This window comes from Hoylesella buccalis ATCC 35310 (assembly GCF_025151385.1).
In the GTDB taxonomy this organism is placed as follows: domain Bacteria; phylum Bacteroidota; class Bacteroidia; order Bacteroidales; family Bacteroidaceae; genus Prevotella; species Prevotella buccalis.
Genome location: NZ_CP102287.1, coordinates 2,837,011 through 2,862,110 on the forward strand (window position 1 = coordinate 2,837,011; position 25,100 = coordinate 2,862,110).

Below are 25,100 nucleotides of genomic sequence, written 5' to 3' on the forward strand. Positions count from 1 at the left end.
TTGGTTGAATATACGTTGAGGTTTTTTTTGATTCATTATGTTTCATGCAAAACGGTTAATTATTGTTTTTGTTGTTCCTTGGTAATGTGCTTGATGATGGATGTTAGTAGTTTAATCAATTCAACGCAATCTGCTTGGAGGCTTTTTGCTGCCGTTTCGTTAATATATTGAGTGCGCCATAAAAGTTCTATCCAGTATTCTGTTTCACTCGCTTCTTTCAGTGCGATGTTGAGTTTTGATTTAAAATCTGCTTTTGATTGAGCTCTTAGTGCTTCTTTTACGTTTGCGCCAATACTCGTTCCGCTTCGTATAAGCTGTTTGCTCATTTCGTATTCTTTTTTCTCTTCTCTCAGATATTTACAGAGATTTACACAGCGAATAGCAAAAGAAAAACTCTTTTGGACGATTACATTGTTGTCTATATCTTTCATTGATAGCTGGAGTTTAGGTTCAAGTGAAAATATATGTATTATATGTATTATATAGATACCTATTACAAAGGTATTCATTTCAACATGATTTCTTCATATTCCATAACAAAATACTGTCAGCAAATAAAATTATGAATTATGAATTCTTAATTATGAATTACCTCGTTGTTCCCCTAATAATAAGTTTTGTTCTCACGATTCTCTTTTCAATCTTGTCAGGTGGGATGAAACCCTCCACACGAGAAATGAGGATGTTAGCCGCTTCTTCGCCTACCCGCACGCCACGCTGCTCTACGGTGGTGAGCATGGGGTCGCAGGCCTTGGCACGGTCACCATTGGTAAAGCCACAGATAGAGATATCCTCGGGTACCCGATACCCCATGCGCTTGGCAGCGTAGAGAATGCCCACGGCCGTATCATCGTTCACGGCGAAGAAAGCATCGGGGGCTTCCTCCTGACTCAGCAGCTCGGGGGTGATTAGCTCTGCGTCGGCGCGATTGTCGCAGATTCGGAAAAAACGGTCGTCAGCCTTCAGTCCGTACTTGGTAATAGCATCGCGGTAGCCGTTGTAACGGTTTTTGGAAATCTCCATGGTCATCAGCGTGCCGTAGTAAGCAATGCGCCGACAGCCAGTCTGTATCAAGTGGGTGACAGCATTGAAGGCACCCATATAGTCGTCCACCACCACTCGACTACATTCCACGCCCGTACAAATACGGTCGTAAAACACAAGTGGCATGCCGTGGTTTATCAGTTTCTGGAAATGCTCATAGCGTATGGTATCCTTGGCTTGTGAAACGATGACGCCGCACACCTTGTTCTCAAAATAATCCTGGCAGATGCGCACTTCACGATCGTATTTCTCGTTGCTCTGCGCCACCATGATGCGATAGCCGCGGGCACTGGCTTCCTCTTCGATGCCGGAGAGGATGCTGGAGAAATAGAAATGTGACAGCTGAGGAACAATGACGCCAATGACTCTCAGTGGTTTCACCTTGCTGTTGCGCAGCGACTCTGCGATGACGTTGGGATAGAAATTATGTTCGCGCGCGTAGGCCTGTATCTTTTCCCGTTGTTCTTTGCTGATGCTCGGGTTGTCTTTCAACGCACGCGAGACCGTTGCAATAGAAACACCCAGTTCCTTTGCAATGTCTTTCATTGTGAGCGGTGACAAAATATCCATTTAGGTTGTTATTAGTGATACAAATGTATGCAAAACCTGAGAATGCAGGAAAGCAAGTCGTTGATTTCTAACCAAATCTTTCATGCAAACGTTTGCACTACTAAAACAACGAATTTATAGGAAAAATCGTATGTTAAAGGTTAAACAATACTAACTTTGCACGCAGAGGAGCTACTAACCAGACATACAAGAGAAACAATCAAGCCTCCTCATTGCATTTCCCTGGCCTTAATATGGAAGGCACAAACGCATGAGTCACGACAGGCCATGAACATCAGGGAACACGACCTAAGCGATACACTAAATTTATTATATTTATATTAACTAAAAACAAGAAAGATGAAGCAGGTAAATTTTACATTGCCGCTGAGAATGCTAACGCTGTTGTGTGTGTTGGTATTATCAGTCAGTGCCTTCGCGCAACAAATTGCCGTGAACGGCCATGTGAAGGATGAAACCGGCGAACCCATTATTGGCGCTACTATTAGAGTAGTGGGACAGACGGGAGGTACGGTGACAGACTTTGATGGAAATTTCACCATCAACGCCAATACGGGCGACAAAATCTCCGTTAGTTACATTGGTTACGATGTCTTTGAGGCACCAGCAACCGCCAAGATGACCATTACTCTGAAAGAAGCTAAAGGCGAGTCGATCAACGAAGTGGTGGTGATTGGCTACGGACGAGTGAAGAAAAACGACTTGACGGGTAGTGTTACTGCCTTGAATGCAGAGAAAATGGTAAAGGGAGCCGTTACCTCTGCCACCGATATGTTGGTAGGTAAGGCTGCTGGTGTGAGCGTTATCACTGACGGTGGCGCTCCAGGTGCTGGTGCGACGATACGTATTCGTGGTGGTTCGTCTATGTCGGCATCCAATAACCCGTTGGTGGTAATCGATGGTGTACCCGTAGACGATGGTGGCATCAACGGTATGGCCAATCCTTTGAGTACCGTTCACCCCGATGATATCGCTACTATGACGGTGTTGAAGGATGCGTCAGCAACAGCTATCTATGGTTCGCGTGCATCGAATGGTGTGATTCTTATCACCACCAAGAAAGGAAAAGCTGGTGGTATTCAAGTTGGATACAGCGGTTCTGTGAAGGTGAGCACCAGTGTCAAGGACGTGGATGTGATGTCGGCAAACGACTTCAAGAACTTTGTAATCTCCAAATTTGGTGAACAAAGCATGCAAGCCAAGGCTCTTGGCACGAGCGACACCGACTGGCAGAAGGAGGTGCTGCGCACATCTGTTAGCACCGACCACAACATTAACGTGTCGGGTGCGGTGGCTAACTTGCCTTACCGTGTGTCGGTAGGTTATACGAATGAGAACGGTATCGTGAAGACATCCAACATGGAACGTTATACGGGTGCCATCAACTTGAGTCCGCAATTCTTTGACAAGCATCTCTCTGTTCAGTTGAACCTCAAGGGTATTTACAACACCAACCGTTTTGCAGACCTTGGTTCTTTGGGCATGGCAACACAGTACGACCCCACACAGCCCATCTATATGAAAGGGTCTGAATATGGCAACGGCTACTTCATGTATCTCAACGACAAGGGAAAACCCATCGACATTGCTTTGGCTAACCCTGTATCCATCCTCACGGACAAGAGCGACAAGACAAAAGTGTACCGCAGCATCGGTAACGCACAGTTCGACTATAAATTCCATTTCTTGCCCGACTTGCGTGCAAACCTCAATTTAGGATATGATGTTTCCAAGGGAACGGGCGACGTGATAACCGTAGACAACTCTCCTATGTCGTGGACGTGGGGCAACTTCAAGAAAGGATTTGGTGAGAACAGCAGCTTCTGGCAGCTCAAGCGGAATACGTTGTTGGAGTTCTACATGAACTACAACAAGACCTTTGGCGCACACTTCATTGATGCCATGGCAGGTTATTCGTGGCAGCACTTCTATCGTTCGGAATGGACCAAGTACCCCTATTCAGCGGCCAAGACTAAGGAATATGGCAAAGAATTCTACAAGGGCGAGGATGATTTCAGCACCGAGAACTACCTCGTTTCGTTCTTCGGACGTGTGAACTACACCTTATTAGATCGTTATCTCTTGACATTCACTTTGCGTAATGACGGTTCTTCACGCTTCAACAAAGACAATCGCTGGGGTATATTCCCATCGGCAGCATTGGCTTGGCGTATCAACGAGGAGGCTTTCTTGAAAGACGCACGCTGGCTTGATGATTTGAAACTGCGTTTGGGTTACGGTGTGACCGGTCAGCAGAACCTTGGTAGCGGTGATTACCCCTACATGGCACGCTACGCTTATTCACAACCAGGTGCCAATTACTATTTTGGTGACAAGCGTATACAGCTCATTGCACCATTGGCTTATGATGAAAACTTGAAGTGGGAGGAAACCACGACCTATAACGCTGGTCTCGACTTTGGCTTCTTCAAAGGCATGCTCTCGGGTACGCTGGATTTCTATTATCGACAGACCAACAACTTGTTGAACACTGTTACGGCACCAGCTGGCACCAACTTCAGCAATGAGTTACTTACCAATGTCGGCACATTGGAAAACAAAGGTGTGGAACTATCGTTGACTGCACATCCTATTACAACTAAGGATTTCCAGTGGACACTGGGTTACAACGTGTCGTACAACAAGAACACCATCACCAAACTGACGTTCAACGACGACCCCAAATATAAGGGCGTGATACATGGTGGTATCGATGGTGCCACAGGTTACAACATTCAAATTAATGCTGTTGACAAGCCATACAACTCGTTTTATGTGTTTGAACAGATGTATGATGAGAACGGAACTCCTATTGAAGGAGCTTATGTAGACCAGAACAACGACAATAAGATTGATGAAGGCGACCTTATTCCTTACAAGAAATCGGCTCCTGATGTTTACATGGGTTTGACATCGCAGCTGAATTACAAGAACTGGGATATGTCGTTCGCACTCCGCTCGAGCATTGGCAACTATGTGTACAACAACACACAGTCTAACCGTGAGGCATGGGACGGTTCACAGATGTACGACCAGACAGGCTTCTTGAAGAATCGTCTAAACTCTGCCGCCAACAAGAACTTCCATACGGGACAGTACCGCAGCAGCTACTACGTGCAGAAAGCTGACTTTGTTCGCATGGACAACATCTCGCTCGGCTACACATTCAATAAGCTGTTCAATGATAAACAGTCCGCTCGTCTGTATTTCACCGTGCAAAATCCGTTTGTCATTACCAACTATAGCGGTATTGACCCTGAAATCAGCGGCGAGGGTATAGACAACAAGATTTATCCGAGACCTATTTCGTTTATGTTTGGTTTCAATTTCAAATTCTAAATAGCAACTCAAAATGAAAAGATATCATATTAAAAAGTCATTATTCTTGCTCTTGTCAGGAGCATTGTTAGGAATGACCTCCTGTGTAGGAGACTTGGATACCGAACCGTTGGACAAGGATGAATTAGTGTCTAATGTAGTGTTCAAAAACGACATCAACGCCTACACCGAGAGCCTCGCCAAGATTTATGCAGGCATGGTGATAGGTGGAAACAAAGGTGGAGACGCTGAGCAAGACGTCAAAGGAATCGACGGAGGCTCGCAGGCTTCTTTCATACGTGTGTTGTGGAACATGCAGGAACTGGCATCCGACATGGCTCACTGTGCATGGAACGACCCAGGAATCCCTGGCTTCAACCATCTTTCTTGGGATTCATCAAGTCCATGGATCAAGGGTTCGTATTACCGATTGGCGTACCAAATCAACTTGGCGAATGCTTTCCTTCGTGAGACCACTGACGACAAGCTGAGTAGCCGCGGTTGTAACGAGCAAGTTAAGCAGACGGTAAAGACGTATAGAGCTGAGGCTCGATTCCTGCGTGCGCTCACTTACATGTACGCCCTTGACCTGTATCGCAACTATCCGTTCTTTGATGAGAATAGTACAATAGGTAGCGAGCGTCCACAACAAATTATGAAGGACGACCTTTATAAATATGTGGAGAAAGAATTACTGGAATGCGAGAAGGATCTTGCTGCTCCTGTTGTAGGCTGGAACAAGAATTATGGCAACGCTAACAAGGCTGCCGCATGGGCTGCTCTGTCGCGTTTGTACCTCAATGCAGAGACTTACGTGGGGCAGAAGAAGTACACCGAGTGCATCACTTATAGCAAGAAAATCATTGCAGCAGGTTATGAGCTGGAACCCAACTATGGCGACATGTTCAAGGCGGACAACGATCACTCCAAGGAAATGATTTTCCCACTTCGCTACGAAGGTGCTGAAACCATGACTTGGGGAGGTATGACAGCTCTGTTGTGTTGGGGTTCTGCACAATTCCAAGAAGAGACGAATGCCAAGGGAGCTTGGCAAGGAGTACGTGCCAAGTCATCACTGCTCAAGTTGTTTACCAACGAGAAAAAGCATGAGGAAGACACTCGATTCGCCATGCTGCGCTTGGATGGAACCAAGAACGTGGAAATTGTCAAGGAGGGCGACTTCAAGGACAATGGTATTCCCGTGACCAAGTTCTACAACATAAATAAGGATGGTAGCAAACCCGAATCAAGCGAAGCTTACGTTGACTTCCCATTGTTCCGCTTGGGCGAGATCTACCTGAACTTGGCAGAGGCTGTTCTCCGTGGCGGAACAGGTGCTACCAAGAACGAAGCCATGAACTATCTGAACGAATTGCGTAAGCGTGCCTATAAAGAAAAGACCGTGGCACCTATCGATGACAACAACTTTACGTTGAAGTTCTTGCTCGACGAGCGTGGACGTGAGCTCTTCTTCGAGGCACAACGCCGCACCGATCTCGTGCGCTTTGGCAAGTACACCTCCGCCGATTATGTATGGCCTTGGAAGGGTGGCGTTGCGGAAGGTAAAGCTGTGGACGACAAGTACAAGATATTCCCATTGCCTTCTGACGACATTGGCTCGAACCAGAACTTGAAACAGAATGATGATTATTAATGGATTAAAACAAAACTGATCATGAAACTTAAAAATATATTATTCCTTGCAGCTGGTTTCTTGGCTATGGCATCATGTTCGGATGACATCACCACGCCAGTGCTCAGCTTGCAACAAGCTGCGAAGCTCAACGCTGTCAATCCAGCCACGATAACTTTCACAAAGGCAAACAGTGCTGAGGCTTTTCCACAAATCAGTTGGGAAAAAGCAAATTACGGCAAGGGTGCAGTGGTTGAATACACTGTTACCATTACCAATAATGAGAACAAAAAGAGCATTGAGGCAGGTAGCACCGAGGATAACAAACTCACGTTTACCAATGAGGAGATGAACTCGCTGTTGGCAAAGATAGGTGCCTATCCTGGTCATACCTATGACTTCACCGTATCTCTTAAGTCTTCTGCATTCAAGACGCTGATCAACGATGCGCAGAACACGGTCAACTTCAAGGCTACACCTTACGACCCCAACACTGTGAACATTGATTGGAACTATGCCTATGTGGCTGTGGGTTATCCCGAGTGGGATTATTCTAAGGCTTATCTCCTTGGCGACCCCGATGGTGACGGCACTTACCAAGGTTGGGTGCAGTTTGACGAAGAATGTACATTTGCTGTCGTGGATGGCAAAGACGTTACCAAGGTACTCGCCAAAGACTTGAAGGTTGATGCTGCTAAGAAGGGATTTGTCGAGGTGACACTCACACCCGACGGCAATGTGACTATCGGAGAGTCCTGCGAGTGGGGTATGGTTGGAGATGCTACATCTGTTGGATGGAATGAAAAAGAACCTGTCAAGATGGAGTACGATAAAGAAACCCGTATGTGGACGGCAATCACACCGTTGACAGATAAATACTTCAAATTCATTGCCAATAAGGCTTGGAAAATCAACTATGGTAGCGACAAAAACAATCCAAGTGTTTTGGCGCAAGGTGGCGAAAACCTCAAGGTGGCTAAGACACACGCATACATCGTGAAGCTTAACTTGACTACTGCTGGCAAGTACACCTACACCATGGAAGAGACCAACATCGAAGTGTCGAGTACCGAGCTTTCAGTGCCTGGCTCTTATCAGGGTTGGAATCCGACAGCAAAAAGCGCTTACCGACTCGAGTCAAAGAGCCGCGACTTCCAATATACAGGCATCTACTATTATCCTGCCAATACCGAGTTCAAACTCTATGACGACGGTAAATGGCTGGGTAGCAGAGGCGAAGTGAAATGGAACGAGGACAAGACTAAGGCTGAGTTTGACCTTGGCGAAGGAGACAAAGGAGACAACATCAAGTTCACCGAAGGTGGCTGGTATCGCATCACAGCCAACACTAAGAAGATGCTTGCCTCCGTTGCCAAGACTGGATGGGGAATTGTTGGCGATGCCACACCCGGAGGATGGGACAAGGACCAAATGATGACCTACAACCCCGAGACCAAGAAGTGGTCTATCACCATAACAATGGTGGACGGTGAATTTAAGTTCCGTTGGGATGCCTCATGGGAAAAGAATCTCGGTGGTGCCCTATCAGGTCTTACCGATGGTGGCGACAACATCAAGATTGGTGCAGGTACCTACCTCATCGAGCTTGACCCCGAAGCCAAAACTGCTACCGTAACAGAGCAATAATTCGTTACGAGAGTAGAATATTGAATATAAAAGGCGCACTCTCACATGTGGATAGTGCGCCTTTTTTTACAAAATTACATATTTATCACTACTAACAAGTAATGGCAATGAAACATATATACACCTTATTATTACTGATGCTGGCACTCGCTGGCAACGTTCACGCGCAGGGGTGGCCAAAGGATTACAAGGGCGTGATGCTGCAAGGCTTTTATTGGGACAGCTATCAAGACACGCAATGGAGCCATTTAGAGAGCCAGGCTGACGAACTGTCCAAATACTTCTCACTCATTTGGGTGCCACAGTCGGGCAATTGCAACACGCTGAAAAACCAAATGGGCTATGCGCCTATATGGTGGTTCAAACACGACAGCGCCTTTGGCAGCGAACAGCAATTGCGCAAGATGATTAAGACCTTCAAAGAAAAAGGCACGGGCATCATCGAAGATGTGGTCATCAACCACCGCAACGGCGACACCGACTGGTGCAATTTCCCCCCGGAAACGTGGAATGGGCAAACCTTCACATGGTCGCTTGCCGATATTTGTAAAGGTGACGATCAAGGAGAAACAGAGCGAAATGGCTATGCATTGAAAGGCAATAGCGATACGGGCGACGACTTCAAAGGCGCACGCGACATCGACCACACTTCTGTGAATGCCCAAAAGAACATCAAGGCATATCTTGATTTCTTGTTGAATGATATGGGGTACACTGGTTTCCGTTACGATATGGTCAAAGGCTTTGCAGCCAAATATATTGGCATGTACAACACTTCTGCCAAACCCGTGTACTCGGTTGGCGAGTATTGGGACAACACAGGCAACATCAAGAACTGGATTAACGGCACCAAGGTAGATGGTGTTCCTACCTCTGCCGCTTTCGATTTCGACATGAAGTATCGTATTTATGATGCCTTTAGTTCTAATGGCGACTGGTCAAAACTCAACAGCGAGTGTTTGGCCAGCGATTCATATTACAAGCAATATGCCGTAACGTTTGTCGACAATCATGATACAGGTCGCACCGATGGACACGGTCGCAGTCCACTGTTTGCCAACATCGAGGCTGCCAATGCTTATATCCTCGGCATGCCAGGCACGCCTTGCGTGTTCCTGCCACATTGGCTTCAATACAAAACCGCCATCAAGCGGATGATTGCCACACGCCGTGCCGTGGGCATCAGCAACACCAGCGACATCGTGCATGCCGATGCCAAAAACGATGGCTTCGTGCTGAAAGTAAAAGGCAGTCAAGGTGATTTGCTGTTGATATTGGGAAAAACGACAGACGCCGATACGCAAGGTATGAAGTTAGCGACATCGGGCGATAACTATAAAATGTATGTTAGCAATGCCGTCAACATTGATGAGGTAACAAGCATCAAGGAAGAGCAAGCTACATTCCATGCGCCTTCGTTTTGCGTGGTGAACGATGGCGAGACCTGTGCTTTCTTTGAAAAGCCAAAAGACTGGAGTTCTGACATCAAGTGTTGGGCATGGAACGCTGCTGGCAACTTTACGGGTGGTACGTGGCCTGGCGTGGCATGCACCAAGGTAGGTGTGACTGACAATGGCAACGAGGTGTGGAAGTGGACATGGAATGGCAACTTCACCAATGGCTCTGCCGAAGGACAAGTGCCAACTGGCATTATCTTCAGTACTTCGGGTGGCAAACAAACCAGCGACTTGAAGTTTCAAAATGGCGCATATTTCAATCCCACTGGTGTAAACTTAGGTGTGGTGACGGGCATCAACAAGTTGCTCTCGGCGCAGAATGGCCAGCGCAAGGTGAACGTATACACAATGGACGGACGCCTTGTTCGCTCGCAAGTGAGCGAGGACAAGAGTCTGCAAGGATTACAAAAAGGCGTTTATGTGGTGAACCGCCGCAAGCTGCTCGTTCGATAAGGCACTAACCAAAGCAATGCCCCCTGGAATGTGAGAAAACATTCCAGGGGGCATTGTTCATTCATATCGTTTGTTCATGGGTGTCAACCATCTGCACCAATCCTTGCCCCCCATCGTACAACATTAATCCCAAATCGGTCATTAGGATTTCTCTGCGTCGTACGGCAAAGAAAAATCCTTTAACCCAAATCGGTCATTAGAAAATGACAAGAAGCTTTTTCTAATGAACGATTTTAGATAAAAAACTAATAACCTCCGAAATAACTCTTTACTCAAAGTTTTTTTATCTTTGCCATATCTTTTGTTAAGCTATCATATATTTATGGTTGTGCATATAGGAAAATAGCAATTACTAAAATAAAGAAACTATGGATTTCATTAAAAACAACAAAGAGTTACAAGAATGGCTTGTAAATTACATAACCGACTCCATTCACGGATTTGAAGCAGAAGATTCTGCAGAGTTCAATAAGTGGGCTAAGAATTTCCAAAAAGAGGAAGCTGAGTTTGTCGTGAACATGGAATTTGGAAATGACTGGGGATATGATGAGCGCAAGGAAATTCCACTGAAAGAAGCGAAAGAGTATGCAAACGCTTTGATGAAGAAGAATTTAGAGAACTGGTATTTGTAATATTACTTAAATAGTCAATAACCTATGAAAAAGTTTTTATTCTTTTTACTTATTCTATCGATTCCTTTTTTGGGAATGGCACAGACAGTTGGTAAAAAACAAGAAAGTACAACAGGCAGCCAAGGCAAGAATATATCCGCTTTGCTTTCAAAGATTGATACGTTGCTAACCATAAATAATATGTTGTTAGAGCAAATAGAAATAGATTCTTCCTTAAAAGGGAGATTCAAACTCTATAAAACAGAAAACAATTACAACTTCTTCCTGACTTCGTCATCGTGTCACCCAAAAATCTTCGTCAAAGAGTTTAGCTATTCTCTGATGTCTTGCCATCAGCATAGTCTGCGTATAAACCTCCTTGTTCAGAGGTAGCTTGATTTGTATCGTTGTAATGGTCTTTGCCAATGCAAGCACCTTGTCTATGCTCATCTTAATCTCTGAGACTTTCAACATACGCTCCAATTCCTTGTATACTTTCAAAGCCACGAAGCAGATGCATATATGAGCCTCGATTCGTTTGCGCGTAAAGTGAAACATGGGACGTATCTCTATCTTTGATTTGGCTATGCGGAAGGCTCGTTCCACATGCCAAAGGTTGTGATATGCCGTGTATATGTCCTGTATTGGTATATCCGTATTGGTGAGATATCCCTTTAGGCCGTCCCATTTGGAGTCGTCGGCAACACGGTCATAATTGATGGCGACTTTCACTTCACCATCCATGGATAAGAACTTATTGTAACCTCTCTTGTTGATGTTGCCTTTCGTGAGCGCACCATGCTTGTAAGCCTTTTCCAACCTGCGTATTCCCTTTTCCCGGTTATAGGCATCTTTCTTAGCACGGTCATCTGTATAGCCGACCAAGAGACGACGTCCGCCTCCTTTGTCATATTCAACCATCTGGCAGTCGCGCTTGGGCTGTTCCAGTATCCAGTTCTTGACCTCTTGACTTTCATTCTTTATCTTCGCACCTATTATATACTTGTAGCCGTGCGATTCAAGTTCCGCTATGTTGGCATTGTTCATCAGACCAGAATCTGCCACTACAACGAAGTTTTCCAATCCGTATTTGCTTACAAACTCGTTTATCGTCGGCAGCATCGTATGACCCTCATATTTGTTGCCTTCATGGATGCAATAGGCAAGCGGATAGCCACCAAGGCTGACAAGCAGTCCAAGTATGATTTGAGGATTACTGTGACGTCCCTCTTTCGAGAAACCTGTCTTGCGTAATTCGTCCTCATAATCCGCTTCAAAGTAAAGTGTGGTAACATCATAGAATAACACACCGATATTTCCACCGAACAGTTTAGCTGTATGTTGCACGCTTATGTCCTGTACGATTTCGTGCTGATGGTCGCTAAGCTTGTCAAGATAGCGATAGATTTTTGAGAGATCCATATCTTCGTCAAAGTGGTTTTTAAGGTATTCCACCGTGGCAGCTTTGCTTGTTGGATATGCCAAACGAGCCTTAACAAGCTTGCGGAATACATCATCGTCAATCCGATTGAAACCAATCCTGTCAAACGTGCGGTCTAATATCAAGTCGCATCCGTTGAGAAAGATATTGCTGACATTGGACAGGACACGGCGGACTTCTTCACGCTCATGGTCACAGGCCTCACGTTCCTCGCCGAATAGATCAAGCTGGGGCTGGCGGCGTGAATTCTCTCTGGAAATCCATTCTTTTGCTTCAATGACAAGATTTTCAACCTCACCTTCATTATAGGCTACTCCAATTGTGGCAAGTTCCTTCATTTTGCCTCCAATTTTCTCAACAACGATAACTCCGATATTGCCAGATGGATATTTCTTTTTGCGGACAAACATAGTTAAAATATCTTTCGTGTCACCCAATATTAGATGACACAAAGATACAAAATAGTGTTTATCAACCAGTTATAAAATACATGTTTTTTGAGTGACGAAGTCAGGAGAGCAAATAGAAATAGATTCTTCCTTAAAAGGGAGATTCAAACTCTATAAAACAGAAAACAATTACAACTTCTTGGAGTTAGACACGAAAACAGGAAAGATAAAGCAAGTGCAATGGTCTTTGGATGCGAAGAACGAATGCACTGTCATAATTAACAATGTAGATTTATCATGGGGGACAGGTTATGGTTCTGGCAGTTTTGAGTTGTACCCGACAAGTAATATGTATCAATTCATTCTAATCGATAAAACTAATGGACGTAAATGGCATGTTCAATGGGGACTTGAAAATGCCAATCGCTGGATACGGTACATAGACTAATTTATGAAAGAATCCCCCTCTCTCCGCTTAGTAAATTCAACAAATCATTGATTTATAATAACTTAAATGATTTTTGCGCTCTTGGTTTTTCTTTGCCCCACTTCTAATGACCGATTTGGGTTAAAGATTGATGATTCAACATGAGAATCGACTAGCTTTGTCGGTGTTTATGCTTCCGGCTTTATCCTCCATGCAATAATCCCGGTTTTTCAAGAATTGTTCATATTTTTGGTATTTTCAAAATGTTCATTCTAGAAAAATGATGCTCTTTTTGGATAGTTTTTAGCACCTTTTTGCACAACCGTCGGTCTGTTTTGATGCAATAGCATGCAGTTTGCCTTTCTATAGCATGCAGTTTGTCCCCAAAACTCAATGCTTTGGCACTCCAATCTGTATGCTTTTTTAGTCTTAAAGCATTGCTTTTGCCTGTACACAGATTTATCTATTGAGTGTAAGTTGTTGAAAAACAGACACAAAGAAAAATCGCATATTTGCGCCCAATGACCTGTTTGGTTGCAAATATGCGAGTGTTTGACACAGTTGTCAACATATTTCGTATGTTAACCGCTATGTTTTTATCTGCTCAGTTTTCTGTTTGCGGCCACTAATTGATGCCGGTTGCCTTTTGCAACATCATTTTTTTGCCGTTGACGATATAGATGCCTGGCTGGGTGATGTTGGTAACTTTCTTGCCATCTAGGGTGTATATTTCGGTCTTTTTCTCGCTGACTTTCTGCTCAAGAGCCTCGATGCCAGTTGTGTTGATTACGAAGTTGGCCTCTACAACCGGACTGAACACATTGTAGCCAGCGGCGATAATAAGCAATCTGCAGCTCTCCTGGACGATGATTTTTGCAGCCTTTGATGGCAAAATTTCCGGGTTCTCAACCAGTTCTGTCGAATCCTTGGCTGTCGTGGACAGCCAGATGGAAACCGCTCTTTCATCGTCGGCGTCGACCAACACCTCAACCGGTCCGTTGAATGTTCCTCCCATTGGAGATACTCTCGGGGCCTTCAAAGGCTTTTTGGCTTTGACGGTGAGCACATAGCTTGCGATGGTTGGCCTGTAAACTGCGTCGCCCAGGTAGCTGGCCGTAATCGTGGCGACACCTGGCTTTACTGAATACAGGTCGCCATACTGATCGACAACGCAAACGCTCTCATCCGAACTGGCATATTTGATGGGTTTCACACCATTTGGATTTTTAAGTTCCAAACCATGTCCATTATCCGGACTTTCGATAGTATAGGTATCAGCAACGAAGTGGAAGCCTGCATCTTGCCGCACCACATATCTGGCTTCTGTCACCTCACTATACTTGCCTTCCTTGCTTGTGACGGCCTTGATGGTCATACTCTTGTCCACCTTGATGGTGGATGTGTAGGTCATTCGTTTTGATCCTTCCAGCTTAGGGTTGCTGCCATCCAAAGTATACAGCACCTTGTATGTGCCTGCTTCCATTCCGTCGACGGTAATTGTATTTTCTTGTGCTTCGTCGTATCTCCCGCCGGCCAATGAGAATGTTGGTGCAACCAGCCCAGCAGCACCCTTATCCTCTTTGTAGGTAATGGCTAGCGACTTAATATACAGCGTGCTCTTCACTTTTGAAGTCTGGTTGATGACAATCTCTATCTTTCCTTCCTGTGGTGCATCGGGAACCATGAATTCATATTCCTTTAAATCGTTTGTCAGGGAAACCTTAGAACCATAAGCCACACCATTGACCGAAGCCGACATATCTGCGGCCGTTTCATCTTTCAACTTTCTGGCTGTTACTTTGATTTTTGTTACCTTTCCTATCAAGTCTGTCGTAAACATTGTTGCATGACTGGCTGGCTTTGTTGGCTTGCCTATGGCTTGTCCCGATTTGGGTACAAATGTATAATAGTTGGTTTCTGGCGAGGTAACAGTCCAGTTCAGTCCATTCAGCTCGGTAGTAATACTATCCTGATTTAGGTGATTAGAGCCGAAATTGTAAAATCCCTGCCCTCCACTTGTCTTACTCTTATCCCAAGTAAAACTCCATGTACTTTCTTGTGCGAATGCCACGGACGATACTGTCGCCAGCAACAGAAGCAGCAACACTTTCTTGATACTTTTCATTTTTTTCTCTTTTTGTATTTTATTGATTTGACAATGATATTTCTACTACTTGAAACATAGGTCCCTCGGATGACCGTTAGAGGTTTATACAAGCTTCTTGGTTAGCGGCTAACCATGTTATACGAAGTGTTTGCAAAGATATGAAAAATTAATTAAATAAGGTTTCTTTTTGGGCATTTGTAAATGAAAATCTATGTTTTTGTGATAAAAAGTTTGTATTTATGCGGTTATTGTTTCCTTTTGTGGTAATTTCTATTTTGGCGATGATGTGGGTGTACTTGAATCGTTGAAACTTTCTAATCATTGAGTTGTTTCTGCTACTCCGGAAATTTTCCAACCATTTTATTTTGTTACGAGCTTAGTTTGCAGTATCTTTGCATAAAATAGGCGGCACCTCAGCAATTACAAACAAGCTTGATTGCGTTCGGTTTGCGCTATCTTTGCATAAAAGAGGTTGCGCCTCAGCAAAGCAAGTAAACTTTCTTTGGCTTCGGCTTGCACTCTTTTTGCAATAACTAACATTCGCCAAACTAATAATAAAGATATATGATTCTCTTCTTTAAAACCCCGCAAGAAACCATTATTGCCACCGAGATGGACCATCAACCCTCACAGGAAGAAACCAGCAAACTGTGCTGGCTCTTCGGTGGAGCAGAATGTATAGATACACAACAGCTTGATGGAATCTATGTGGGGCCTCGCCGTGAGATGGTGACACCGTGGAGTACGAATGCCGTAGAGATTACCGAGAACATGAATCTGAGCGGTATCACGCGTATCGAGGAATACTTCCCGGTAAGCTCCAAGGAGGCCACGCACGACCCGATGTTGCAGCGTATGTACGAGAAATTGGACCAGAGCTTGTTCACCGTGAACCATGAGCCGGAGCCCATCAAGCTGGTGGAGAACCTGGAGCAGTATAATGAGGACGAGGGATTGGCTCTTTCACCTGAGGAGATGGCGTACCTGCACACCATAGAAAAGCAGAACGGACGGCCGCTCACCGACAGCGAGATATTCGGATTCGCACAGATTAACTCGGAGCATTGCCGACACAAGATATTCAGCGGCACGTTCATCATCGACGGGGAGGAGAAAGAGTCGTCGCTCTTTGCGATGATCAAACGCACTACACAGGAGAATCCCGGCAAGATTTTGTCTGCCTACAAGGATAACGTAGCCTTCGCACAAGGCCCTGTTATCGAGCAGTTCGCACCCGCTGATCAGTCGACCAGCGACTATTTCCAGGTGGAGGACATTGAGAGCGTGATTTCACTGAAAGCCGAAACCCACAACTTCCCCACCACCGTGGAGCCGTTCAACGGTGCCGCAACGGGTACGGGAGGCGAGATTCGCGACCGCATGGGTGGTGGCGTAGGGTCGTGGCCGTTGGCCGGAACGGCGGTGTACATGACCGCTTATCCGCGTTTGGAAGGCGATTCTCGCACGTGGGAGGACATCCTGCCCGTGCGGAAGTGGTTGTATCAGACTCCCGAACAAATACTCATCAAGGCCTCGAACGGTGCCAGCGACTTCGGAAACAAGTTCGGTCAACCGCTCATCTGCGGTTCGGTGCTGACGTTCGAACATCAGGAAGACGATCAGAAGCTGGCCTACGACAAGGTTATCATGCTGGCTGGGGGCGTTGGTTACGGCAAAAAACGTGACTGTTTGAAGAAAGAACCACAGAAAGGAAACAAGGTCGTGGTGGTTGGAGGCGACAACTACCGCATCGGACTGGGTGGCGGAAGCGTGTCGTCCGTTGACACAGGGCGCTACACCAGCGGCATTGAGCTGAACGCTATACAGCGTGCGAACCCCGAGATGCAGAAGCGCGCCTACAACTTGGTGCGTGCCTTGGTGGAGGAAAAGGAAAATCCGGTGGTATCCATCCATGACCATGGCAGTGCCGGTCACTTGAACTGTCTGTCAGAACTCGTGGAAGAATGCGGCGGAGAGATTAATATGACCAAGTTGCCTATCGGCGACAAGACGCTCAGCGCCAAGGAAATCATTGCCAACGAGAGCCAGGAGCGCATGGGACTGCTCATCGACGAGCGGCATCTGGATCACGTCAAGGCCATCGCCGAGCGTGAGCGCGCACCGCTGTATGTGGTGGGTGAGACTACCGGCGATGCACACTTCTCATTCGTACAGGCCGATGGCGTGAAGCCTTTCGACCTGGATGTGGCACAGATGTTCGGACATTCGCCCAAGACCATCATGACCGATGAGACCGTGACGCGCCACTATGAAGATGTGACTTATAGCACCGACCAGATAGACAGCTATATAAATAAGGTGTTGCAGCTGGAGGCCGTGGCGTGCAAAGACTGGCTCACCAACAAGGTAGACCGCTCGGTAACGGGCAAGATAGCACGCCAGCAGTGCCAAGGCGAAATACAATTGCCGCTCTCCGACTGTGGCGTAGTGGCTTTGGATTACCGCGGCAAGCGGGGTATCGCCACCGCCTTGGGACATGCTCCACAAGCCGGATTGGCGTCGCCAGAGGCCGGTAGCGTGCTGAGTGTGGCCGAATCGCTCACCAATATCGTATGGGCGCCGCTCGAAGATGGGCTGGAAGGCGTCTCATTGTCAGCCAACTGGATGTGGCCATGCCGTGCGCAAAAGGGCGAAGACGCTCGCCTGTATGCCGCAGTGGAGGCCTTGAGCGACTTCTGTTGCTCGCTTCACATCAACGTACCCACGGGAAAAGACTCGCTGTCGCTTACCCAGAAATATCCAAATGGCGAGAAAATCATCTCTCCCGGAACCGTCATTGTCAGTGCGGGGAGCGAGGTGAAGGATGTCAGGAATGTGGTTTCGCCAGTCTTGGTGAACAACAAGAACTCGTCACTCTATTACATCGACTTCTCGTTTGATGACCAACGCATCGGCGGCAGTGCCTTTGCGCAGAGCTTAGGCAAGGTGGGCAGCGATGTTCCGACAGTGAAAAACCCTGAATACTTTGCCGACTGTTTCGAGGCAATACAGACACTCATCAACAAAGGGTGGGTGATGGCAGGTCATGACATCAGTGCCGGTGGCTTGATAACCACGCTGTTGGAGATGACGTTTGCCAACCAACAGGGCGGTATCCATGTGAACTTGTACGATATGAGCGGTGAGGACGTGGTGAAAAACCTGTTTGCCGAGAACCCCGGAGTGGTGATTCAGGTGTCCGACCTGCACAAGCATGCGCTGCGTGAATACTTAGAAAGCGAGGGTATCGGCTATGCCAAGATTGGCTACCCCACACCGAAGGAGCGCAAAATCGTCGTGAAGAAGAATGAATGGCAGCACGAGTTCGACATTGACGCCTTGCGAGAGGCATGGTATCAGACATCATACGAGCTGGACAAGCGGCAGAGTATGAACGGAATGGCCGACCAGCGGCACCGCAACTACAAAGCGCAGCCGCTGCAACTGCGGTTCAACGATGCCTTCACGGGCAAGCTATCACAATACCAGCTCAATGCTGACCGCCGCACACCTTCAGGCATCAGGGCGGCTATCATCCGGGAGAAAGGCACCAACGGCGAGCGAGAGATGGCTTACGCCTTGTATCTGGCGGGCTTTGACGTGAAGGATGTGATGATGACCGACTTGATCAGTGGCCGCGAGACACTGGAAGACATCAACCTGATTGTGTTCTGTGGCGGATTCTCCAACAGTGACGTGCTCGGTTCGGCCAAAGGATGGGCAGGCGCATTCCTATACAACCCCAAGGCCAAGGAAGCCCTCGACAGGTTCTATGCACGCAAAGATACGCTGTCATTGGGCATCTGCAACGGCTGTCAGCTCATGGTTGAACTCAACTTGATCAATCCCGAACATCAGCAAAGAACCCGCATGTTGCACAACGACTCGCACAAGTTCGAGAGCGCGTTCCTTGGGTTGACCATCCCAGAGAACAACAGTGTGATGCTTGGAAGCCTCTCTGGCAGTAAGCTCGGCATTTGGGTTGCCCACGGAGAAGGTAAGTTCAGCTTGCCCGAAGGGGAGGAGAACTACCACATCGTTGCCAAATACAGTTACAACAGCTATCCCGGAAATCCAAATGGAAGCGACTACAGCGTGGCTGGTATCTGCTCCAAGGACGGACGACACTTAGCCATGATGCCCCATCTGGAACGCTCCATCTTCCCATGGCAGAACGCTTATTACCCCTACAAGCGACACATGGACGAGGTAACGCCATGGATAGAGGCGTTTGTGAATGCGAGAGAATGGGTGGAAAAACAGGTGTAGTAGACGAGTAGACAAGTTCACGAGTTGACGAGTCGGCTACATAATAATAAAAGGTATTCATTCGAAAGAAAACAATCACCATTTACAGCGCATGGGCAATCAAATCAAAATACCCGACATGGCAGAGACCTCGCAGGACAACTACCGTTGGTCCACGCTCTTTAAGACATTTGTCAAGATAGGAGCGTTTACCCTTGGCGGCGGCTATGCCATGATACCAATCATTGAAGCAGAGGTGGTTGACCGGCACAAGTGGATTGACAAGGACGAGTTTCTCGACCTCATTGCCATCGCACAGAGCTGTCCTGGCGTCTTCGCTGTCAACATCAGCATCTTCATAGGCTATAAGCTGCGAGGAACGTGGGGAGCCATCTGCACCGCCATGGGTGCGTCGTTGCCCTCGTTTCTCATCATCCTGTTGATCGCTATGTTCTTCCATAGTTTCATGGAAGTGCCATGGATTGCCGCCATGTTCAATGGCATTCGTCCGGCAGTAGTGGCATTGATTGCTGTTCCCACGTTCAACTTGGCCAAGAGTGCTGGCATTTCATTGGTCAATTGTTGGATACCCATCATCTCTGCCCTGCTGATATGGGCTATCGGGGTGAACCCTATTTTCATCATTATTGCCGCAGGTGCCGGTGGATACATATACGGACAATTCATCAAACCCACTGAGTAGCATGATTTATCTCTATCTTTTCCTTACGTTTTTTCAGATAGGTTTGTTTGGTTTCGGTGGCGGTTACGGCATGCTTTCGCTCATTCAGACAGAGACGGTGATACATCATCACTGGCTCAGCAGTGCCGAGTTCACCAACATTGTGGCCATCAGTCAGATGACACCCGGCCCCATTGGCATCAACTCTGCCACCTATTGCGGCTACGCGGCTGTGCACAATGCGGGCTACGGCATGCCCATGGCCATTCTGGGGTCTGCCACAGCCACCTTCGCCTTGGTGCTTCCATCCCTCATCCTCATGATTCTTATCAGTAAAATGTTCATGAAATACATGAACACCGAGCCTGTACAGAATGTTTTCAGCGGACTGCGACCTGCCGTAGTGGGGTTGCTTGGCGCTGCCACCCTGCTGCTCATGAACGAGGAGAACTTTGGCTCTATGATTGAAAACCCATGGCAATTCTGGATCAGTGTGGCTCTCTTTTGCGCCACCTTCATCGGAACAAAATATATGAAGATTAATCCTATCCGGATGATATGCTACGCAGCATTCGCAGGACTCATGCTACTGTATTAATCGTTTATGAGTTGACGAGTTTACAAGTTTACAAGTTGACGAGTTGATAGCATTATTTAGTTGACGAGTTGACAAGTTTACGAGTTGACAAGGTGATAGACATCACTCGCAAACTTTTAAACTCAAAACTTGTAAGCTCAAGACTTTCAGCTCGACAACCTGTCACTTGACTACTCGTCAACTAAACCAACTATCACCTCGTCTACTTGTAAACTCGTCTACTCGTCAACTAAAAAAGAATATCCAATGAACAAACTACATGGTTTTGTAGGTGCCATAACATCTGCAACAGCCTTTGGGCTTATACCACTCTTTAGTCTTCCAGTATTAGCAACAGGCATGCCCTCTACCGCAGTGTTGGTGTATCGCTTCGCTTTTGCCTGTCTCATTATGCTTATTGTGCTGATGTATCAACGGCAAAGTCTACACCTTCATTTTGGCGAATCGCTCCGTCTCATGCTGCTATCCGTCGTCTACACGGGGTCGGCAGTTTTCCTTATTGAGGGCTATCGTTATCTGTCCAGCGGCATCGCAACCGTCATTATGTTTTCGTATCCTGCGTGGACCGCTCTCTTAATGATGATTTTTAGGGGTGAAAAGGCTTCGGTTACAACCTTTTCAGCCATTGGACTGGCCGTGGCAGGTGTATGTTTCTTATCAGGAATTGAGAACGGTGTAGGCAACATCTCTGTTTTGGGCATCTGCTTAGAGCTTTTGTCAGGACTGTCATACGCTATTTATATGGTTGCCTATCCTACAATGAACATACGCACCATACCCACCATAAAAGTTAACTTTTATATATTCTTCTTCACGATGCTGCTGCTCATGCTATACGCCATATTCACATCTGGTGGGTTGCCAGCCATTCATACGGGTATGACCCTACTCAATCTCTTCCTGTTGGGTTTGCTTCCAACTGTAGTAAGCAACATCACCCTCATCTTGGCACTGAAGAATATCGGCAGCACCCTGGTGGCCATCCTCGGCGCTTTCGAGCCACTAACGGCCATGTGCATCGGAATTACCGTCTTTGGTGAGCCGTTTACCACGAGCATTGGCATCGGTTTTGTGTTAATTTTGATTGCCGTTGTGCTGCTCGTCCTGAAGAAATCGCCGGCCGAAGTCCCTACCGGACCCGTTCAACAGCACGAAAGGAAATAAGTCGGGCGTACCGACTTATCTTCCTATAGGTGTCAGCGTAAACTGGAGCCTCTTGTGTCCAAACGGCACACGGTATTCCTCCAGTGCCTCAGCATGGCCGCTCCATGTGTCAATACCGCCAACGCCAGCCATTTCACCGTCGATGTGTAGGTTCGTAAACTTGGACTTCGGAACCTCCTGTATGTGGCGTTGCTCCTTCTCGTCACCATCGTCCAAGGCCTCAACCGTATAATGCAATGCCGATGCAGAGAACGGCTTGTCCGAACGAACCAGCAGCCCCATACCTTTTTCTCCAGTTTGTTTCCACCAGCGCATATCGCTCTTGGTACCCGTTTCTTGTGGGCGTATGTATGGATAGAACTGCTCGTCAGCCGTCTGTTGGTAGATGCCGAAGCACTGAGAGAACTTCCGGTCGGCATAATTCTCAATGGGTCCGCGGCCGAAATACTCACTCTTGTCCATGTTGTAGGGTAGCTGCATCACCATGCCATAGCGCAACATACCGGGAACCTTGGCACCAGCATCGGGAACAAGCGTCTGCGTAATCTCTACTTTCCCGGACGTTGTGATGAGATATTCAATGGTCATCTGTGACTTTACATCCGGCATGTCATAGTACACCGTCACTAACATGGAGTTGTTGCCCAGCCGTTTGACCTTCTGCACGTTGATGTTTTTCACCGTCATGGCAGGGTTGCGCCATATGCTGTACTTCTTGTTGATGCCCGCTCCCATGTCATTATCCGTCACGGCACGCCAGAAACAAGGCTTCAAGACGCCGCCGTCAGCCAGATAAGACACATCACCCACGACATATTTCGTCATCAAACCCGTTTGCTTGTTGAACGAGATAGACACCTGTTGGTTTTCTATCGTCACCTGTTTGTCTTTCTTCTTGCTGGTATTCTTCAATTTTCCGTACCATGCAAGTGTTTCCATCTCGGGTTCTGGGTTCGTGCTTTTTTCTAAATAATAGTCTTTTATAGGAAGCTGTTGGTAGGCCACCACCTGCCCCTTTTGCATGAGAGGTTCCGGCTGCTTCAGCGCAAAGTCTATGTTAAGCTGCACGTCCCTGCTTTGCGGATCGGCCAACAACTGCCCAAGATTGTATGGTAGCGTCAAGTAAGCCGTCTGCTGTGGCTGCACCTGTAGGTTGCTTACGGTGCCCTTCTGCGCCTCCTTGCCATTGACGAGAATCTTCCATTGCAGGGCATAGTTGCCCAGGTCACGGAAGAAATACTCATTCCTCACCTTTATTTTCCCCGCCTTCAAGTCAACGGGTTGTACCCATATGTTCTGGTACTCATAGCCCACCTCATACATGTGAGGGTTAGGTACGCGGTCGGGACTGATGAGTCCGTTGCAGTTGAAGTTGTTGTCGCTGGGATCATACTTGTTGTAATCGCCGCCATAGGTATAGATTCCGCGCTTTGTGTCACGCAAAGCTTGGTCCACAAAGTCCCACACAAAGCCACCTTGAAACTTGGGATATTTGCGCACCAAGTCCCAGTACTCCTTCAAACCACCGCCCGAATTGCCCATGGCATGGTTGTACTCACATTGTATGAGCGGCTTCTGGTCCTCGGGAGCTGATGACAGTGCGTATTCCTCGCATGCTTTTTGAGGGAGGTACATGGGGCAGTACAATTCAGTGTTCGGTCCCTTGATTGCCCGTTCCCAGTGTATCGGGCGTGAGGAGTCCACACTCTTAATCCAATTGAATGCCGCCGTGAAATTGGGGCCATCGGCCGTCTCGTTGCCCAATGACCAAATGATGATACTGGGATGGTTGTAAAACATTTCCACATTGTGCTGGTTGCGTTCCAGAATTTGCTTAGCAAACAAGGTTTTTTTGGTGGGCGCGTCGTCCTCGTAGCCAAAGCCATGCCCCTCCTGGTTGGCCTCGGCCACCACATAAAGTCCATACTCGTCGCACAGCTCATACCACTGTGGGTCGTCGGGATAGTGACAGGTACGCACGGCATTGATGTTGAATTGCTTCATAATCTTGATGTCCTGTATCATCCGCTCACGACTCACGATGTAGCCACCGTCTGGATCCATCTCGTGCCTGTTGGCACCTTTGATATAAATAGGTTGCCCGTTAACCAGCAACTGACAGTTCTTAATCTCCACTTTCCTGAACCCCACCTTCTGCGGAATCACCTCAATGACCTTTCCGCCCTTCTTCACTGTGGTGACCAGGGTGAACAGATAAGGTGTCTCGGCGGTCCATGGCTTCACGTTCTTGATGTTGAAAGCCACGTTGCCGTGGCTCTGCCCCTTGAATTCCACGCTGTGCTTGCTCACGGAGATGCCGTTAGCGTTCAGCAGGTCGAAGTCTACCGTGGGACTTCCCTTCACGTCCAAGTCTACCGACAGCGCACCGTCTTGGTAGTTGTTCACCAGGTCAGCCGTCAGCTTGATGTTGCTCACCTGCACCTTTTCGTTGCGGGCATAAAGATAGCTATCGCGCGCCACGCCGCTCAGCCGCCAGAAGTCCTGGTCCTCACTGTACGAGCCGTCGCACCAACGGAAGGTCTGGAAGGCAATCAGGTTGTCGCCTTTCTTCACATAGGGCGTGATGTCGAACTCGGCGGCCACCTTCGAATCCTCAGCATAGCCCACATACATGCCGTTGACATACAGGTAGATGTTGGATGTCACGCTGCCAAAGTGGGCAATAATCTGTTTGCCGTCCCAGCTGTTGGGGATGTTGATGATGCGGCGGTAGCTGCCCACATGGTTGTCTTTCAGCGGCACTTGGGGCGGATTGTTCTTGAAATGTCCGCGCCAGGCGAAGCCGATGTTCACGTATACCGGGTCGTCATAACCGTTGAGTTCCCATATTCCCGGCACGCTGATGGTCTTCCATGCCGCGTCGTCATAGCTGGTTTCGAAGAAGCCTGAAGGCCGCTTGTCGGGAGCTTCGGCAAAATGAAACTTCCACGTTCCGTTCAGCGAGAGATAGTTGGCCGATGCCTTCCGGTCGCCGGCAAGAGCCTTCTCGGCCGACTCGTAGGCGAAATAATTGGTGTGCAGCTTCAGTCTGTTCACCTCGTTCACCTGCAAGTCGTGCCACTCTGTATCGGTAGGCATGTCTTTTTGGATAACAGGCGTAAGGTCGGCACTGGCTGGTAGTGCGGACAAAATGGCCAAAGAGGCCGCGATCAACGTTTTTTTCATCAATTTGGATTTTTGGGTTAGCTGCCCCTGTGGGCGATTGTTTGGTTCTGGTTGTATGTCACAAAGATAGTGTGTTTTTGGCTATTCTGCAAATTTTCTGTGTCATTCGTTGGCACATTCATTTT

15 protein-coding genes are annotated in these 25,100 nt (G+C 47.4%); 10 read left to right on the forward strand and 5 right to left on the reverse strand.

Annotated features, from left to right (window positions below; genetic code table 11):
- Positions 1-59: 59 nt before the first annotated feature.
- A complete protein-coding gene (locus NQ518_RS11625) occupies positions 60-431 on the reverse strand; it encodes a four helix bundle protein (RefSeq protein WP_227961756.1) in 372 nt (123 codons plus the stop codon).
- Positions 432-588: 157 nt separating this feature from the next.
- The gene (locus NQ518_RS11630) at positions 589-1,590 is read right to left on the reverse strand and encodes a LacI family DNA-binding transcriptional regulator (protein ID WP_374211119.1); all 1,002 of its coding nucleotides are present in this window, start codon (positions 1,588-1,590) and stop codon (positions 589-591) included.
- 363 nt (positions 1,591-1,953) lie between these two features.
- Between NQ518_RS11630 and NQ518_RS11635 the strand changes: the two genes are divergently transcribed.
- The 5 genes from NQ518_RS11635 to NQ518_RS11655 all read left to right on the forward strand — a co-directional run bounded on the left by NQ518_RS11635 (position 1,954) and on the right by NQ518_RS11655 (position 10,754).
- Positions 1,954-4,953 carry a SusC/RagA family TonB-linked outer membrane protein gene (locus tag NQ518_RS11635; RefSeq protein WP_227961754.1) on the forward strand — a complete coding sequence of 1,000 codons (3,000 nt, stop codon included), beginning with the start codon at positions 1,954-1,956 and terminating at the stop codon, positions 4,951-4,953.
- A gap of 13 nt (positions 4,954-4,966) precedes the next feature.
- Entirely contained in the window at positions 4,967-6,586 is a 1,620-nt protein-coding gene (locus NQ518_RS11640) for a RagB/SusD family nutrient uptake outer membrane protein (protein WP_227961752.1), read from the forward strand.
- A 21-nt stretch (positions 6,587-6,607) separates the two neighbouring features.
- Positions 6,608-8,212 (forward strand): SusF/SusE family outer membrane protein, encoded by a 1,605-nt coding sequence (locus NQ518_RS11645; protein WP_227961750.1) that lies wholly within the window; start codon positions 6,608-6,610, stop codon positions 8,210-8,212.
- A 107-nt stretch (positions 8,213-8,319) separates the two neighbouring features.
- Positions 8,320-10,122, forward strand: a complete 1,803-nt coding sequence (locus NQ518_RS11650; protein ID WP_227961748.1) for an alpha-amylase family glycosyl hydrolase — start codon at positions 8,320-8,322, stop codon at positions 10,120-10,122.
- Between the two features lie 368 nt (positions 10,123-10,490).
- Entirely contained in the window at positions 10,491-10,754 is a 264-nt protein-coding gene (locus NQ518_RS11655) for a hypothetical protein (RefSeq protein ID WP_227206935.1), read from the forward strand.
- Positions 10,755-11,027: 273 nt separating this feature from the next.
- Here NQ518_RS11655 and NQ518_RS11660 read toward each other — a convergent pair whose 3' ends face one another.
- Positions 11,028-12,584, reverse strand: coding sequence for an IS1634 family transposase (locus tag NQ518_RS11660; protein WP_227960864.1), 1,557 nt, complete (start codon positions 12,582-12,584; stop codon positions 11,028-11,030).
- A 91-nt stretch (positions 12,585-12,675) separates the two neighbouring features.
- Between NQ518_RS11660 and NQ518_RS11665 the strand changes: the two genes are divergently transcribed.
- Positions 12,676-13,011, forward strand: a complete 336-nt coding sequence (locus NQ518_RS11665; RefSeq protein ID WP_227206836.1) for a hypothetical protein — start codon at positions 12,676-12,678, stop codon at positions 13,009-13,011.
- Positions 13,012-13,615: 604 nt separating this feature from the next.
- Here the strand turns inward: NQ518_RS11665 and NQ518_RS11670 are convergent.
- Positions 13,616-15,115 carry a chitobiase/beta-hexosaminidase C-terminal domain-containing protein gene (locus NQ518_RS11670; protein WP_227206834.1) on the reverse strand — a complete coding sequence of 500 codons (1,500 nt, stop codon included), beginning with the start codon at positions 15,113-15,115 and terminating at the stop codon, positions 13,616-13,618.
- A gap of 546 nt (positions 15,116-15,661) precedes the next feature.
- Here NQ518_RS11670 and purL point away from each other — a divergent pair.
- From purL to NQ518_RS11690, 4 genes are all read left to right on the forward strand, one after another.
- Positions 15,662-19,366 carry a phosphoribosylformylglycinamidine synthase gene (gene purL, locus NQ518_RS11675; protein ID WP_227206832.1) on the forward strand — a complete coding sequence of 1,235 codons (3,705 nt, stop codon included), beginning with the start codon at positions 15,662-15,664 and terminating at the stop codon, positions 19,364-19,366.
- Between the two features lie 118 nt (positions 19,367-19,484).
- A complete protein-coding gene (locus NQ518_RS11680; protein ID WP_227206838.1) occupies positions 19,485-20,048 on the forward strand; it encodes a chromate transporter in 564 nt (187 codons plus the stop codon).
- A 1-nt stretch (position 20,049) separates the two neighbouring features.
- Positions 20,050-20,625 carry a chromate transporter gene (locus NQ518_RS11685; RefSeq protein ID WP_004349625.1) on the forward strand — a complete coding sequence of 192 codons (576 nt, stop codon included), beginning with the start codon at positions 20,050-20,052 and terminating at the stop codon, positions 20,623-20,625.
- A 246-nt stretch (positions 20,626-20,871) separates the two neighbouring features.
- Positions 20,872-21,789, forward strand: a complete 918-nt coding sequence (locus tag NQ518_RS11690; protein ID WP_227206830.1) for a DMT family transporter — start codon at positions 20,872-20,874, stop codon at positions 21,787-21,789.
- Between the two features lie 15 nt (positions 21,790-21,804).
- Here NQ518_RS11690 and NQ518_RS11695 read toward each other — a convergent pair whose 3' ends face one another.
- Positions 21,805-24,975 (reverse strand): glycoside hydrolase family 2 TIM barrel-domain containing protein, encoded by a 3,171-nt coding sequence (locus NQ518_RS11695; protein ID WP_227206828.1) that lies wholly within the window; start codon positions 24,973-24,975, stop codon positions 21,805-21,807.
- Positions 24,976-25,100 lie beyond the last annotated feature (125 nt).

What these genes read in the sequence shown, in the direction of transcription:
- NQ518_RS11625 (WP_227961756.1), bottom strand. Translation starts at nt 431, where the DNA reads ATGAAAGATATAGACAACAATGTAATCGTCCAAAAGAGTTTTTCTTTT.
- NQ518_RS11630 (WP_374211119.1), bottom strand. Translation starts at nt 1,590, where the DNA reads ATGAAAGACATTGCAAAGGAACTGGGTGTTTCTATTGCAACGGTCTCG.
- NQ518_RS11635 (WP_227961754.1), top strand. Translation starts at nt 1,954, where the DNA reads ATGAAGCAGGTAAATTTTACATTGCCGCTGAGAATGCTAACGCTGTTG.
- NQ518_RS11640 (WP_227961752.1), top strand. Translation starts at nt 4,967, where the DNA reads ATGAAAAGATATCATATTAAAAAGTCATTATTCTTGCTCTTGTCAGGA.
- NQ518_RS11645 (WP_227961750.1), top strand. Translation starts at nt 6,608, where the DNA reads ATGAAACTTAAAAATATATTATTCCTTGCAGCTGGTTTCTTGGCTATG.
- NQ518_RS11650 (WP_227961748.1), top strand. Translation starts at nt 8,320, where the DNA reads ATGAAACATATATACACCTTATTATTACTGATGCTGGCACTCGCTGGC.
- NQ518_RS11655 (WP_227206935.1), top strand. Translation starts at nt 10,491, where the DNA reads ATGGATTTCATTAAAAACAACAAAGAGTTACAAGAATGGCTTGTAAAT.
- NQ518_RS11660 (WP_227960864.1), bottom strand. Translation starts at nt 12,584, where the DNA reads ATGTTTGTCCGCAAAAAGAAATATCCATCTGGCAATATCGGAGTTATC.
- NQ518_RS11670 (WP_227206834.1), bottom strand. Translation starts at nt 15,115, where the DNA reads ATGAAAAGTATCAAGAAAGTGTTGCTGCTTCTGTTGCTGGCGACAGTA.
- purL (WP_227206832.1), top strand. Translation starts at nt 15,662, where the DNA reads ATGATTCTCTTCTTTAAAACCCCGCAAGAAACCATTATTGCCACCGAG.
- NQ518_RS11680 (WP_227206838.1), top strand. Translation starts at nt 19,485, where the DNA reads ATGGCAGAGACCTCGCAGGACAACTACCGTTGGTCCACGCTCTTTAAG.
- NQ518_RS11685 (WP_004349625.1), top strand. Translation starts at nt 20,050, where the DNA reads ATGATTTATCTCTATCTTTTCCTTACGTTTTTTCAGATAGGTTTGTTT.
- NQ518_RS11690 (WP_227206830.1), top strand. Translation starts at nt 20,872, where the DNA reads ATGAACAAACTACATGGTTTTGTAGGTGCCATAACATCTGCAACAGCC.
- NQ518_RS11695 (WP_227206828.1), bottom strand. Translation starts at nt 24,975, where the DNA reads ATGAAAAAAACGTTGATCGCGGCCTCTTTGGCCATTTTGTCCGCACTA.